Raw genomic sequence first — 13,315 nt, forward strand, 5'->3', positions numbered from 1 at the left:
AAAACCGGTCGGCACGTGCCCGCGGAGGAACGTTGTCGGTGCCTGAGTGCACACTGCCGCTATGAGATCCTCCTCGTCCGTCGCAGCCGAGACGTCACACGCCCCCTTTGACTGGGTGGAGTCGATGGGCGGTCCCTTGATCGTGATTCCCGTCTCCGCGCTGGATGCATGGCGCGGGTGCACGGAGAGCGGGATGCTCGTGGGCGGCGGAGTCGATCCGGACGACTACGACAGGGCCTGCGCGGTGGACGATCTGGCCGGTGCGATCGCCGTCGGCGAGGACGGGGTGCAGGCGCTGGTCCTGGGGGACGAACCCGCCACGACCTGTTACATGCCTGAGCATCACGCCTTCCTCCGCTGGCTCGCCGCCGACTCTGAAACCGGGCTCAAGGCCGCGGCCGAAGCTGTCCTCGCAGATCCCGCCACCCAGTGGGAGGAGTGCGGGATGTGGATCACGGACGGTCCAGCTGTACTCATGGACTCCGCCGAAGCAGGTGCTGAGCTGAACGTGCAGTATCCGGGTGGTGGACTTCCTGCACAGGCAGGAGTCTCCCTGCCTCCTGGCCGCTGGAGCGTCCGCGCCACCCACACCGAGGCCGACGAGGAGAACTGGGTTGGCCTGGTCCAGCTCCTTGCCGTCGAGGACTGAGCAGTTGGAGGCAGCGGGGGGCGAGAATTCGGAGAAGGCATGCAGGGGCGACGTGAAGAAGGCGGGAGCTCTTACCCCTTGGCCCGTCCGGCTGCCAATCTTGCGATCAGTGGAACCAGACGACGAGCCGCACTTGGTCCGCTCCGTGAAGCTCGCCGAGCGTTCGCATCACGCTCCAGACCGGTCCCCAGTCGGTCTCGTTCCCCGCAACACCGTCGCGACTGCGCGTACCGGAACTGTCCGTCTCGCTCCAGTTAGCGGCGGCGAGCTCGGACCAGGTGATCCACGTTGTGCCGTGTACGTCAGGAGGGCCGCCGTAAGTGGCGTACTCGGTTCGCAGCACCTCGGACGCGTCAGCCGGAAAGCCGCGGCCTTCGGTCAGCGGACGAAAGCCGAAGGAGTTGCGGATGCCGAAAAGGCAGGCGAGGGCGTCGTAGGCGTTGCCGTTGTTGAGGAGGAAGAGGTCGATGGCGGCCTGCCATACGGAGTCCTCGTCATCAGGGCCCCAAAGGCGGGCGCCGGGTCGACACTCAATCATCCCGCTGACTTCGGTAGACATGCCGAGATCGTGCCCGATGGGCACCTGACTGGGCATCTGCATTCGCCGCCACCACGCTGCGCCCGCCAGGCCAGCCTGAACATAGTGTCGCTCGTGCCGGACCCTCGGCCAGTCCGCACACAGTCCGCAGGACACCCGATCAAGACCGTCGCACCCCATCGCCAGCCATCAGCAAAAGGCCAGGTCAGCACCCCACAGGGAAGATCCCCACAGGTCACCCACCTGGCCGATTACTAGGGGACCAAGAAGGCCTGAGTCCCGCACAGGGCCGGCGGTCGGTGTACCGCCGCCGGTCGGGGCGAGTGACGGGGTCCGACCGCGCCGGCGGCCGGGCCCCGTCGGCGTCGCGGTCAGTGGAAGTGCGGTACGAGCAGATAGATCCCGTACGCCACCACGGCCGCGCACGCGAGGAAGCACACCCCCGCCTGTGTGAGAGCCAGTACCGGCGTCCCGCGCCCCTTGTCGCGGCCGTCCTCCACCCGGTCGAGTCCGAGGACGCCGAGGGCGAAGACGACCACCACCGCCACGGTGGCGCCGAAGCTCACCGCGGCGACCTCTCCGAGCGCGCTCCAGTGCAGTTCCATCGTTGCTCAACTCCCTGACTCAGGTGGCCGTCCTGGCCTTGTCGTGCGAGGCGGCGCGAACGGTCACCTCGTGGGACTCGTTGACATTGCGGGCGTCCACCGGATTGCGGCGCGACAGCACGAAGATGCCGGCGGCGAGGGCCAGGCCGACCAGCGCGACCAGCGCGGTGCCCAGGTTGCCGCCGTACGTGACCGCGCTCGCCGCGAGGCCGCCGACCAGGGCCGCCGCGGGCAGCGTCACCATCCAGGCGATCAGCATCCGGCCGGCCACTCCCCAGCGCACCTCCGCCAGTCGACGTCCGAGGCCCGCGCCGAGGATGCTCCCGGAGCAGACCTGCGTGGTGGAGAGCGCGAACCCGAGGTGCGCGGAGGAGAGGATGACGGCGGTGGAGGCGGTCTCCGCCGCGAAACCCTGCGGTGACTGGATCTCCGTCAGCCCCTTGCCCATCGTGCGGATGATCCGCCAGCCGCCGAGATAGGTGCCGAGGCCGATGGCCAGGCCCGCGGAGGCGATCACCCACAGGGGCGGACCCGAGCCGGGGCTGAGCGCGCCCGCGGAGATCAGCGTCAGCGTGATCACGCCCATGGTCTTCTGGGCGTCGTTCGTGCCGTGCGCGAGCGAGACCAGCGAGGCCGAGGCCACCTGCCCGGTCCTGAACCCCTTCTCGACCGGGCCGCGGCGGGCGCGGGCGGTGATCCGGTAGGCGAGGTAGGTCGCGGCCAGCGCGGTGACGCCGGCGACCAGCGGGGAGGCCAGCGCCGGGATGATCACCTTCTCGATCACCATGTCGAAGTTGACTCCGTGGGCGCCCGCGCCGACCCACACCGCTCCGATCAGCCCGCCGAACAGCGCGTGCGACGAGCTCGACGGCAGGCCGAGCAGCCAGGTCAGGAGATTCCACAGGATCGCCCCGACCAGTCCCGCGAAGATCATCCCTGGGGTGACCAGGGAGTCGTCCACGATGCCACCGGAGATCGTCTTCGCCACCTCGGTGGACAGGAAGGCGCCCACGACATTGAGGACGCCGCTGATCAGGACCGCCGCCTTCGGCCGCAGTGCGCCGGTGGCGATGGAGGTGGCCATGGCGTTCGCCGTGTCGTGGAATCCGTTGGTGAAGTCGAAGGCGAGCGCGGTGACGATGACGACCGCCACGAGAAACGTGATGTGGTCCATATATCGATGTATTCCGCTTTGTCCCAACTGCCGCTGAACGAAAGGCAAAGGCTGTGTCTGCTCTCCCGGGCCGCCGGGCAGGCCCGCACCCCCGCCTGACGCCCTGGGCGTGCACGAACGGCTCGGGGCACGTCCGTCGCCGTCGGCGCCCGCCGGACGGTGCTGCGTGACCCGGCGGTGCGGCACCTGCTGACCGGCCGGGACCCGGAGACGGGCGGACCGCCTACGGGTCCGTGACGATGCAGGAGTAGTCGACCACGCCGCCGCCGGGCGGCAGCGGCGTCGGTACGGGGCACACGGCCTCGGGGTCCTGCGACACCGGCGTCGCCTCTTCCCAGCCGTACGGACCCGGCGTCTCCGCCGAGTCCTGCAACCACAACGTCAGACCGCCCCCGGCTGCCGCGGTCACCGCCCACACCAGCACGGCCCACCGCCACCCCCGGCGACGCCGGCCACCGGCTTCCCTCGTCAAGCCGAACCTCCCCCGCCCACGACCCATGTGACGGCACGCCAGCGCTTGAGCCGTGCCGCCCGTGCCCGGAGATACCGCTGTTCCGGCAGGCTCAGCGTCCTTCCGGCCGCCGACTCGTAGGCGGCGCGGGCGGCCTCGTACTCGCCCGTACGCTCCAGCAGATGCGCGCGCACCGCGTCCAGGCGGTGACCCGTGCCCAGGTCGTCGTCCAGTGAGTCCAGTGCGGCGAGCCCGGCCCGCGGGCCATGCACCATGCCCCGCCGCTCAGGCTCTCAGGGTTTCTCGGCCACTGTCTCGGTTTCGGGGCGCTCGGTACCGGTCGTCGCCGGCCGCTCCTGCTCGGGTGGGGCGCCCTTCGTGGCGGGCGCTCCGCATCGGGGGTTGTGGCACGGTCCGGCCACCCACACCGGGACCCACGCGCCCAGCGTCTTGTGACGCCGGACGATCGTGTCGACGGGCTGTCCGCAGTCGGGACAGACATGTTGTGCGCTGTCCATGCCCTCAGCGTAGGGCGGACGGCGGCGCAGCGCTTCCCGCTGTACGCCCTCCCGAGGCTTCCCGCCGCAGTACGGCGGGCGGCGGGCGCGGCGAACCTCCACGGCGGGCACGGCAGACACGGCGAACCGCAGGACCGCGGACAGAGGCGGGCCCCGCACACCGTGGGGATGTGCGGGACCCGACCGAGCCGGACCGGCCGGGCCGTGCGGTCAGGAACCGCAGGGCCCGGGCTGGTCCGGGGCCTTCTCATGGCGCGCCGCGCGCTCAGGTACTGCGGCGCGTCACGAACTCGGCGAGGGCGAGCAGTCCGCCCGCCTCCTCAGGGTCGGGAATCGCACGGGCCAGCTCCTGCATCGCCCGCGCCATCCGCTCGGACGCCTGGACCTGTGCCCAGTCCCGTCCGCCCGCCCGCTCCACCGCCAGCACCGTGGGCTCCAGGTCACCGCCCTCGTATGGCGCCTCGTACAGCTCGGCGAGCTCGACGGCGGCCGGTGTCCCCGAGGCCAGCGCGGCGACCACCGGCAGGGACTTCTTGCGGGCCGCCAGATCCGCACCGGCCGGCTTGCCGGTGCGGCTCGGGTCGCCCCATATGCCGATGACGTCGTCGATGAGCTGGAAGGCGAGCCCGGCCTGACGGCCGAACGCGTCCAGCGCCTCGACGTCGGCCGAGGACGCCCCGGCGTAGAGCCCGCCGACCGCGCACGCGCACCCCAGCAGCGCCCCTGTCTTCGCCTCGGCCATGGCGAGCACCTCGTCGAGGGTGACCTCCGAGGGCCCGCGCCGCTCCATGGCCGTGTCGATCTGCTGCCCCTCGCACAGCTCGACGACGCAGGAGGCGAGCCGGGCGGAGGCGGCCGAGGACGCCGGGTGCGGGTCCTCCGCGAGCAGTCGCAGGGCGAGCGCATGGAGGGCGTCCCCGGCGAGGATCGCGTCGTTGCTGCCGAACACCGTCCACGCCGTGGGCCGGTGCCGGCGTGTGGTGTCCCGGTCCATCACGTCGTCGTGCAGCAGCGTGAAGTTGTGTGCCAGTTCCACCGCCGCGGCCGCACGGACCGCACTCTCCTGCGCCGGGGAACCGCCGAGCGCCGACGCCGCGGCGAGGACGAGCGCGGGCCGGATCGCCTTGCCCGCGTTGCCGGACGCCGGTCTGCCGTCCGCGTGCTCCCAGCCGAAGTGGTAGCGCGCCACCCGGCGCATCGCGGCGGGCAGCGAGTCGATCGCCGAGTGCAGCTCGGGGTCGACCGACGCCCGCGCGCGCTCCAGGATCACCACCGCCTCGGGACCTTCGAGCGGCCCCGGACCGCCGTCCGTTCGGGGCTCGACGGCACTCCGGCTCCCGGGTACACCGGCCCGGCGCCGCACGGCGGCCGTCGGCGACTGCTCCTGCGGCTCGGTCACGGACTCGGTCATGACGACGAGGTCCCCCCTCGGAGAGTCTGCGGGCAGCGGCGCTTCCGCTCCGGCCGGGCGCGTACCCCGAGGTGTACCCGCCCTGCCGGGCGGGGACACAACACTGGGATCGGGCAGGTCACCGCCAGCGGCCGATCTCGACGTTCTCCAGCACGCCGAGCGCGTCCGGCACGAGGACCGCCGCCGAGTAGTAGGCCGTCACGAGGTACTTGATGATGGCCTGCTCGTTGATGCCCATGAACCGCACCGACAGGCTCGGCTCGAGCTCGTCCGGGATGCCGGACTGGCGCAGACCGATCACACCCTGGTCCGACTCGCCCAGACGCATCGCGATGATCGAGGTGGTCCGGGCCTCGGTGACCGGGATCTTGCCGCACGGGTAGATCGGCACACCGCGCCAGGTCGGGATGCGGTTGCCGCCGACGTCGATCGTCTCCGGCACCAGGCCCCGCTTGTTGAGCTCACGGCCGAACGCGGCGATCGCGCGCGGGTGGGCGAGGAACATCTTGGTCCCGCGCCGGCGGCTGAGCAGCTCGTCCATGTCGTCCGGGCCGGGCACACCATCGTGCGGCTGGATGCGCTGGTCGTACTCGCAGTTGGTCAGGAGCCCGAACTCACGGTTGTTGACGAGCTCGTGCTCCTGGCGCTCCTTCAGCGCCTCGACCGTCAGCCGGAGCTGCTGCTCGGTCTGGTTCATCGGCTGGTTGTACAGGTCGGCCACGCGTGAGTGGATGCGCAGCACCGTCTGGGCGATGCTCAGCTCGTACTCGCGGGGCCGCGCGTCGTAGTCCACGAAGGTGTGCGGGATGTCCGGCTCTCCGGCGTGACCGGCCGCGAGGTCGATCGCCTTCTCGCCGTACTTGTTGGTGTGCTGCTGCGGAACCGCGCGCCGCTCCTCCAGGTGCTCGCGCAGCGAGTCCGAGCGCTCGGCGAGCTGTTCGACGTGCTGCCGGGACAGCACGAGGACCGTGCAGGGGGTGATGGCGCGGGCCGTGAACTCCCAGATGGCGTCCGGGTCCAGCAGCGCCTGCTCGCCCAGGTAGGCGCCGTCGGCGAGCACACCGAGGCTCTCGTCGCCGCCGTAGGGGCCGGTGCCGATCTTCTCCACCCTGCCGTGCGCCAGCAGGTACACCTCGTCGGTCTGGTTGCCGAAGTCGGCGATCACCTCGCCCGCGGCGATCTCGCGCTGTTCACAGCGCCGGGCGAGCTCGGTCAGCACCTCGTCGTCCTCGTAGGACCGCAGGGCCGGCAGCTCGCCCAGCTCCGCGGGGATGACCTCGACACGGTCGCCGGTCTTCACGAAGGTGATGCGTCCGTCTCCCACGGCGTAGCTGAGACGCCGGTTCACGCGGTACGTGCCGCCCTGTACATCCACCCACGGCAGCATGCGCAGCAGCCAGCGCGAGCTGATCTCCTGCATCTGGGGTACGGACTTGGTGGTGGTGGCCAGGTTCCGCGCGGCCGCCGTGCCGAGGCTCTGCTGCGGCTTGGTCTGTTCCGTGCGGACCTCATCGCCTACCGACATAAGGAATTGCCCTCCCGGTCATGCCCTGGCAACGGATTGCCCCGGGCACCGATCTCCGCGACGAAGCCTTCCAGTACGGACCCCGATGGTGCTATTACCCGAAAGAGCGGGATTGGATCAACTCCCCCTGGGCATACATGGGTTTCGCCTCGAACGGCATCCGTTCGCCGCACTGGCCGGATCTGCTCGCTCGCTGTACGAACGGGAGGTTCCGGTTCCCCCCGGTTCGGTACAAGCAGCGTGTACGAGGCGGCCGCGCCGGGCGGCCGTCGCGCCGTGAAGGAGGCACCGATGGCCTCACCCCTGTCCGCGAACCGTTTCCTCGACTGCCTGCGGGACGAGGGCCTCACCGTCGTCGAGGTGGGCAACTGGAGGGAACACAACCGCAACCACAAGGGTCCCTGGGCCCCTGTGCACGGCGTCATGATCCACCACACCGTGACCCGGGGCAGCGCCCTGACCGTCGAGATCTGCCGCAAGGGCTACGAGGGGCTTCCCGGCCCGCTGTGCCACGGCGTCATCACCAAGGACGGCAGGGTCCACCTCGTCGGCTACGGCCGCGCCAACCACGCCGGCCTCGGCGACGACGACGTCCTGCGCGCGGTGATCGCGGAGAAGGCGCTGCCGCCGGACAACGAGGCGAACACCGACGGCAACCGGCACTTCTACGGCTTCGAGTGCGAGAACCTCGGCGACGGCAAGGATCCCTGGCCCGAGGTGCAGCTGGAGGCCATCGAGCGGGCGTCCGCCGCGATCTGCCGGCAGCACGGCTGGACACACCGGTCGGTCATCGGCCATCTGGAGTGGCAGCCGGGAAAGGTGGACCCGCGCGGGTTCACGATGGCCGCGATGCGAGAGCGCATCGCCGAGCGACTGAAGTAGCCCGGAAGAGCGACAATGGCCGGGTGACCGGCCCAGACGCACTCGCCACGCTGCACCCGCGGCTCCCCTCCCCGGTGCGCGAGGTGCACGACGACCGCTTCGGGCGGCACGGCGTACGGCTGCTGCTGAAGCGCGACGACCTGATCCACCCCGACCTCGTCGGCAACAAGTGGCGCAAGCTCGCGCCGAACCTCACGGCGGCGCACGGCCGCCCGATCCTCACCTTCGGCGGCGCGTACTCCAACCATCTGCGCGCCACCGCCGCCGCGGGCCGGCTTCTCGGCCTTGCCACCGTGGGCGTGGTCCGCGGCCAGGAACTGGCCGACCGGCCTCTCAACCCGTCCCTCGCCCGGTGCGCCGCCGACGGCATGCGGCTGCACTTCGTCGACAGATCGACCTATCGACGCAAGACCGACCCGGCCGCGCTCGCCGCCCTGCTGCGCGCGGTCGGCGCCGAGGACGCCCTTGTGGTCCCCGAGGGCGGCAGCAACTCCTCCGCCGTGCGGGGGTGCCGGCCGCTGGGCGAGGAGCTGCGCGGGCAGGCCGACGTCGTGGCGGTCGCCTGCGGCACCGGCGGCACCCTGGCGGGCCTGGCGGCGGGGCTGGGACCCGGCCGGCGCGCGCTCGGCGTACCGGTGCTCAAGGGCGGCTTCCTGAACGCGGAGATACGGACACTCCAGGAGGCGGCCTTCGGCGGCCCGCGCGGCGACTGGCATCTCGACGACCGCTTCCACTTCGGCGGCTACGGGCGCACCGCCCCGGAACTCGACGCCTTCGCAGCGGACTTCGAGGACCGGCACGGGCTGCCCGTCGAGCGTCTTTATGTCGCCAAAATGCTGTACGGACTTGTCGCCCTCGCCGAGGAGGGTGCCTTCGCGCGCGGGAGCACGGTGGCGGCCGTCGTCACCGGCCGCCCCTTCCCCTGACCAGGCAGTTCCCTACCTCACAGGGCAATACGACTAGGTCGACTCGCGGTACGCCGCCGCCTCCTCCAGGTCCAGGCGGCGCAGCAGCGTCCGCAGCATCTCGTCGTCGATGAAGCGGCCGTCGCGGAGCCTGACGAACACCTCGCGCTCGGCGCTGATCATCTGTCGCGCCAGGCGGCGGTAGGTGTCGTCGGCGGACTCGCCGGTGACGGGGTTGGACTGGCCGAGACGCTCCCAGACGGCGTTGCGGCGACGCTCCAGGACCGAGCGCAGCCGGGCGGCGAGGGGTTCGGGCAGGGAGTTGCGGTCGTCGGCGAGGAGTTCGTCGAGTCGCTGCTCGGCGGCCCGGGACGCCTGTGCCTGGGCGTTGGCCTCGGCCAGCGTCTCCGCCTGCACGTCCCGGCCGGGCAGCTTGAGCAGCTGGATCAGCGGCGGCAGGGTGAGCCCCTGCAGGACGAGGGTGCCGATGACCGTCGTGAAGGTCAGAAAGAGGATCAGGTTACGGCCGGGAAAGGGCTCGCCGCCCTCCACGACCTGCGGGATCGAGAAGGCGATGGCGAGCGAGACCACACCGCGCATCCCGGCCCAGGAGATGATGAACGCGCCCTTCCAGGTGGCGCCCGTCTCCCCGTCGGCGCCCTCCTCCCGCTCCCGGATCCGCGCAGACAGCATCCGGGGCAGGCAGACCGACGGATACACCCACACGAACCGGGTCACGACGACCACCAGGAAGACGGCGACCGCGTACCAGGCGGCCTCCGGCCCCTCGTACTCGCCGAGTCCCTCCAGGACCACCGGCAGTTGGAGTCCGATCAGGGCGAAGACCGCGGACTCCAGGACGAAGGCGACCATCTTCCAGACCGCGCTCTCCTGGAGCCGGGTGGCGAAATCGACCTCCCACGCGCGATGACCGAGGTACAGGGCGACCACGACGACGGCGAGGACACCGGAGGCGTGCACCGCCTCGGCGACGGCGTAGGCGACGAACGGGATCAGCAGGGAGAGCGTGTTCTGCAGGAGCGGCTCCCTGAGGTGGGTGCGCAGCCAGTGGATCGGGACCATGAGGACCAGACCGACGACGATGCCGCCGACCGCTGCGACCAGGAACTCGACGATGCCGCCGGCCCAGGTCGCGCCCTCACCGACGGCCGCCGCGAGGGCCACGCGGTAGGCGGTGATCGCGGTGGCGTCGTTCACCAGCGACTCGCCCTGGAGGATCGTGGTGATCCGGGACGGCAGCCCGACCCTGCGGGCGATCGCGGTGGCGGCGACCGCGTCCGGCGGCGCCACCACCGCGCCCAGTACCAGGGCCGCGGTCAACGGCAGGCCAGGGACGATCACATAAGCGGCCCAGCCGACCACGAAGGTCGCGAAGAGCACGTACCCGACCGACAGCAGCGCCACCGGCCGCAGTTGCGCGCGCAGGTCGAGGTAGGAGCTCTCGGTGGCCGCGGTGTGCAGCAGCGGCGGAAGGATCAACGGCAGCACGATGTGCGGGTCGAGGTGGTACTCCGGGACTCCGGGCACGTACGACAACGCGAGACCGGCCGCGACCAGCAACAGCGGCGCCGGTACCGGTGTACGTCGGCCCGCCGCGGCGATCACGGCGCTGCCCGCCACCAGCAACAGCAGTGGCATCACGTCCATGGTTCCTCGCCCACCCTCGTTTTCCGCGCGGTTGCCCGCGCGCCCGTCGTAACCTGGCAATCATGAAACAGTGCACGCACGCCGACGAGCTGCCGCACCCGGCACCCGAGGCCCGTACGGACACCTGCCCCGAGTGCCTGGCGGACGGATCGCATCCGGTGCAACTGCGGTTGTGCCTGACCTGCGGCCATGTCGGCTGCTGCGACTCCTCCGAGGGACAGCACGCGACGGGGCATTTCAAGGAGTCGGGTCATCCGGTGATGCGTACGTTCGAACCCGGGGAGAATTGGCGGTGGTGCTTCGTGGACCACGTCCTGGCCTGACCCGGTTCGTGGCGTCCGGACGACGGTTCGAGCGTCTGACGTCTGGGTACGTCAACCCGGCGCGCGCTCTTCCCAATTGGGGGCGCCCACCCTCTAGCCACTGTGCGTGTTCATGTGTTTACTATGAGTGACAGCAGGGGGTCGGGGTCCCGGGGACAGGTAGGTTCCGAGCGCGGTAGCGTCACCGCAGAACACACTTCGCGTTACCCCGAGGGGCGACCCCGGCCCCGTAGAGCTTGTACCACCTTGGAGGTGAGGGTGTCCCAGATCGCAGGCGAGCCGGCGACCCAGGACTTCGTGGAAGTCCGGCTGCCGGCCGCGGGTGCCTACCTGTCGGTGCTGCGGACGGCCACGGCCGGCCTCGCGGCCCGTTTGGACTTCACCCTCGACGAGATCGAGGATCTGCGCATCGCGGTGGACGAGGCCTGCGCGATCCTGCTCCAGCAGGCCGTGCCCGGCTCGGTGCTCAGCTGTGTCTTCCGGCTCGTCGACGACTCGCTGGAGGTGACCGTCTCGGCGCCCACCACCGACGGCCACGCCCCCTCGCGGGACACCTTCGCCTGGACCGTGCTGTCCGCTCTGGCAGGCAAGGTCTCCTCGGCCGTGGACGAAGACAAAACCGTTTCGATCAGCCTCTACAAACAGCGCGGCGCGGGACCCGGGCCGGCGTGAGGAACGGGGACGGGCCGGTGCGGGACGAAGAGCGCGGCACACGGGGGCTGCCGGCGGGGATGCCCGGAGGCGTCCCCGGCTCGAGCGGCGCCGAGAGTTCGGGGGACGGTCAGATCGGTGCCCGTCGCACGGCGGACGACATCGACGGCATCCCCGAGCAGGCCCGGCCGCATCCGGAGGACGACTCCGGGGCGACGGATTCCGGCTTCCTGGACGACGGGCAGCGGGACGAGGACGGTGCCGTGCAGAGCGCGCCTGCGCAGCGACGGATCGGAGTGTCCCCTGTCCGAGCGGAGACGAGGGCTCGGGGAAGGGCGACGGGCGGGACGATGAGCGAGCACGAGCGACACGCGGAGCAGGACGTGCAGAACGTGCCCGACGCGCATGCCGCGCCCGGCCCGGCGACCACGCGCGGCACGCAGCCCGGCCACCACCACCCGCAGGACCGCAGTGGTGCGCGCGCCCTGTTCGTGGAGCTGCGAGGACTGAAGGAGGGCAGCCCGGAGTACGCCGAGCTGCGCAACCAGCTGGTCCGGATGCATCTGCCGCTCGTCGAGCACCTCGCGCGCCGCTTCCGCAACCGCGGGGAGCCGCTGGACGACCTGACCCAGGTCGCCACGATCGGCCTGATCAAGTCGGTCGACCGCTTCGACCCGGACCGCGGCGTCGAGTTCTCGACCTACGCGACACCGACGGTCGTCGGCGAGATCAAACGGCACTTCCGCGACAAGGGCTGGGCGGTGCGCGTGCCGCGCCGGCTCCAGGAGCTGCGCCTGTCGCTGACGACGGCGACCGCGGAGCTCTCGCAGCTGCACGGCCGCTCCCCCACGGTCCACGAGCTCGCCCAGAAACTGGCGATCTCGGAGGAGGAGGTCCTGGAGGGACTGGAGTCCGCCAACGCGTACTCCACGCTGTCGCTGGACGTCCCCGACACCGACGACGAGTCCCCCGCCGTCGCCGACACCCTCGGCGCGGAGGACGAGGCACTCGAAGGCGTGGAGTACCGGGAGTCGCTCAAGCCGCTCCTCGAGGATCTCCCGCCTCGCGAGAAGCGGATCCTGCTGCTGCGCTTCTTCGGCAACATGACCCAGTCGCAGATCGCGCAGGAGGTCGGCATCTCGCAGATGCACGTCTCCCGCCTGCTGGCCCGCACTCTGGCCCAGCTGCGGGAGAAGCTGCTGGTGGAGGAGTAGGCGCCGGACACGGCGCGGGAGTTCACGGATCGGGAGTTCACGGCCCGCGAGTTCACCGCCCGCGTGAAAAGCGTGCCCGGCTGCCGGGCGACAATTCGCCGACAGCGTGAACAGCGCACATCGGCTGTCCGCCCGGCCGTGCGGAAATCCCGCAGGCGGGCGGAACACGATCCGGCCCGCGGGGAAATCACCGCCCCGGAAAGCTCCCGGAAACGGCGCGGAATTTCAGGGCCGGCGATGGGGCGGTACCGCGGAACCACACGCAACCCGCCCCGGACGCCCGCTATTTCCCGGCGTTTCCAGGTCCCCGAATTCCAAGAGCCCGGGTCGTCTCCGGGTGGAGAAGAAGGACCAGGGACACGACCGCCGCCGCCCCCAGGGCGATACCGCCGGGAATGGCCATGCTGTCGGCCTGGAGCAGGTTGTAGGCCACGGGCAACGAGATGACCTGTGTGATGAGGGCCGGGCCACGGCTCCAGCCGCGCCGCGCGAGCAGCCCGCGCGCGGCGAGCAGCGGCAGCAGCGCGAGCACCATCAGGGTGACGCCCCCGGTGACGGCCTGCTGCCGGTCGTCCGGGTGCCCGGTCAGTCCGAGGACGAGGACCCAGACCCCGCCGGCCACCAGCGCGAGCCCCTCCAGCGCGGCCAGCGCCGCGGCCACGGTCAGCCGGACGGGACGGGGACCGGCTTCGGCCGCGGCATCGGAGTCGGTGCGGTTCTGCTCAGCGCTCACCCCAGAAGGGTAGCCCTCGGCCCGTCCCCGCCCCGGAGGACCCCGGGCCGCGTCCCACGCGTACATCC

The 13,315-nt window shown here is 71.1% G+C and carries 15 protein-coding genes and 1 pseudogene; 6 read left to right on the forward strand and 10 right to left on the reverse strand.

Annotated elements, in window-relative coordinates:
- Positions 1-61: 61 nt before the first annotated feature.
- Positions 62-649 (forward strand): immunity 21 family protein, encoded by a 588-nt coding sequence (locus tag ACWCPM_RS23305; RefSeq protein WP_450978168.1) that lies wholly within the window; start codon positions 62-64, stop codon positions 647-649.
- Positions 650-755: 106 nt separating this feature from the next.
- Here ACWCPM_RS23305 and ACWCPM_RS23310 read toward each other — a convergent pair whose 3' ends face one another.
- From ACWCPM_RS23310 to ACWCPM_RS23345, 8 genes and pseudogenes are all read right to left on the reverse strand, one after another.
- Positions 756-1,208, reverse strand: a complete 453-nt coding sequence (locus tag ACWCPM_RS23310; protein ID WP_450978169.1) for a hypothetical protein — start codon at positions 1,206-1,208, stop codon at positions 756-758.
- Between the two features lie 350 nt (positions 1,209-1,558).
- Positions 1,559-1,792 (reverse strand): hypothetical protein, encoded by a 234-nt coding sequence (locus ACWCPM_RS23315; RefSeq protein WP_450978170.1) that lies wholly within the window; start codon positions 1,790-1,792, stop codon positions 1,559-1,561.
- Positions 1,793-1,811: 19 nt separating this feature from the next.
- Positions 1,812-2,966 carry an anion permease gene (locus ACWCPM_RS23320; RefSeq protein WP_450978171.1) on the reverse strand — a complete coding sequence of 385 codons (1,155 nt, stop codon included), beginning with the start codon at positions 2,964-2,966 and terminating at the stop codon, positions 1,812-1,814.
- 223 nt (positions 2,967-3,189) lie between these two features.
- Entirely contained in the window at positions 3,190-3,438 is a 249-nt protein-coding gene (locus ACWCPM_RS23325; protein ID WP_450978172.1) for a hypothetical protein, read from the reverse strand.
- Positions 3,435-3,692: pseudogene (locus ACWCPM_RS23330) on the reverse strand (hypothetical protein); the annotation flags it as partial. The pseudogene ACWCPM_RS23330 and the gene ACWCPM_RS23325, both read right to left, overlap by 4 nt.
- Before the next feature lie 18 nt (positions 3,693-3,710).
- Complete coding sequence (locus ACWCPM_RS23335; RefSeq protein WP_450978173.1) at positions 3,711-3,935, reverse strand: hypothetical protein; 225 nt, start codon at positions 3,933-3,935, stop codon at positions 3,711-3,713.
- Between the two features lie 265 nt (positions 3,936-4,200).
- Positions 4,201-5,346 carry a family 2 encapsulin nanocompartment cargo protein polyprenyl transferase gene (locus tag ACWCPM_RS23340; protein WP_450978174.1) on the reverse strand — a complete coding sequence of 382 codons (1,146 nt, stop codon included), beginning with the start codon at positions 5,344-5,346 and terminating at the stop codon, positions 4,201-4,203.
- Between the two features lie 118 nt (positions 5,347-5,464).
- Positions 5,465-6,871: a family 2B encapsulin nanocompartment shell protein gene (locus tag ACWCPM_RS23345; protein WP_450978175.1), complete on the reverse strand. Its 1,407-nt coding sequence runs from the start codon at positions 6,869-6,871 to the stop codon at positions 5,465-5,467.
- A gap of 291 nt (positions 6,872-7,162) precedes the next feature.
- Here ACWCPM_RS23345 and ACWCPM_RS23350 point away from each other — a divergent pair, with 291 nt between their 5' ends.
- Positions 7,163-7,753, forward strand: a complete 591-nt coding sequence (locus ACWCPM_RS23350) for an N-acetylmuramoyl-L-alanine amidase (protein WP_450978176.1) — start codon at positions 7,163-7,165, stop codon at positions 7,751-7,753.
- 23 nt (positions 7,754-7,776) lie between these two features.
- Positions 7,777-8,679 (forward strand): 1-aminocyclopropane-1-carboxylate deaminase/D-cysteine desulfhydrase, encoded by a 903-nt coding sequence (locus ACWCPM_RS23355; RefSeq protein ID WP_450978177.1) that lies wholly within the window; start codon positions 7,777-7,779, stop codon positions 8,677-8,679.
- Between the two features lie 33 nt (positions 8,680-8,712).
- Here the strand turns inward: ACWCPM_RS23355 and ACWCPM_RS23360 are convergent, their stop codons facing one another.
- Positions 8,713-10,326 carry a Na+/H+ antiporter gene (locus tag ACWCPM_RS23360; protein WP_450978178.1) on the reverse strand — a complete coding sequence of 538 codons (1,614 nt, stop codon included), beginning with the start codon at positions 10,324-10,326 and terminating at the stop codon, positions 8,713-8,715.
- A gap of 62 nt (positions 10,327-10,388) precedes the next feature.
- On the opposite strand from ACWCPM_RS23360, the gene ACWCPM_RS23365 reads away from it, so the two are divergent.
- The 3 genes from ACWCPM_RS23365 to ACWCPM_RS23375 all read left to right on the forward strand — a co-directional run bounded on the left by ACWCPM_RS23365 (position 10,389) and on the right by ACWCPM_RS23375 (position 12,514).
- A complete protein-coding gene (locus ACWCPM_RS23365) occupies positions 10,389-10,649 on the forward strand; it encodes a UBP-type zinc finger domain-containing protein (protein ID WP_450978179.1) in 261 nt (86 codons plus the stop codon).
- Positions 10,650-10,907: 258 nt separating this feature from the next.
- Entirely contained in the window at positions 10,908-11,321 is a 414-nt protein-coding gene (locus ACWCPM_RS23370) for an ATP-binding protein (RefSeq protein ID WP_004925829.1), read from the forward strand.
- A 17-nt stretch (positions 11,322-11,338) separates the two neighbouring features.
- Positions 11,339-12,514 carry an RNA polymerase sigma factor SigF gene (locus ACWCPM_RS23375; protein ID WP_450978180.1) on the forward strand — a complete coding sequence of 392 codons (1,176 nt, stop codon included), beginning with the start codon at positions 11,339-11,341 and terminating at the stop codon, positions 12,512-12,514.
- Between the two features lie 283 nt (positions 12,515-12,797).
- On the opposite strand, the gene ACWCPM_RS23380 is transcribed toward ACWCPM_RS23375, so the two are convergent.
- Positions 12,798-13,247, reverse strand: coding sequence for a hypothetical protein (locus ACWCPM_RS23380; RefSeq protein WP_450978181.1), 450 nt, complete (start codon positions 13,245-13,247; stop codon positions 12,798-12,800).
- Positions 13,248-13,315 lie beyond the last annotated feature (68 nt).

Source organism: Streptomyces sp. NPDC002309 (assembly GCF_053593375.1).

Bases quoted from the DNA above. Each gene is read 5' to 3' on its own strand.
- ACWCPM_RS23345 (WP_450978175.1), bottom strand. From the start codon at position 6,871: ATGTCGGTAGGCGATGAGGTCCGCACGGAACAGACCAAGCCGCAGCAG.
- ACWCPM_RS23365 (WP_450978179.1), top strand. From the start codon at position 10,389: ATGAAACAGTGCACGCACGCCGACGAGCTGCCGCACCCGGCACCCGAG.
- ACWCPM_RS23320 (WP_450978171.1), bottom strand. From the start codon at position 2,966: ATGGACCACATCACGTTTCTCGTGGCGGTCGTCATCGTCACCGCGCTC.
- ACWCPM_RS23310 (WP_450978169.1), bottom strand. From the start codon at position 1,208: ATGTCTACCGAAGTCAGCGGGATGATTGAGTGTCGACCCGGCGCCCGC.
- ACWCPM_RS23360 (WP_450978178.1), bottom strand. From the start codon at position 10,326: ATGGACGTGATGCCACTGCTGTTGCTGGTGGCGGGCAGCGCCGTGATC.
- ACWCPM_RS23305 (WP_450978168.1), top strand. From the start codon at position 62: ATGAGATCCTCCTCGTCCGTCGCAGCCGAGACGTCACACGCCCCCTTT.
- ACWCPM_RS23350 (WP_450978176.1), top strand. From the start codon at position 7,163: ATGGCCTCACCCCTGTCCGCGAACCGTTTCCTCGACTGCCTGCGGGAC.
- ACWCPM_RS23335 (WP_450978173.1), bottom strand. From the start codon at position 3,935: ATGGACAGCGCACAACATGTCTGTCCCGACTGCGGACAGCCCGTCGAC.
- ACWCPM_RS23340 (WP_450978174.1), bottom strand. From the start codon at position 5,346: ATGACCGAGTCCGTGACCGAGCCGCAGGAGCAGTCGCCGACGGCCGCC.
- ACWCPM_RS23315 (WP_450978170.1), bottom strand. From the start codon at position 1,792: ATGGAACTGCACTGGAGCGCGCTCGGAGAGGTCGCCGCGGTGAGCTTC.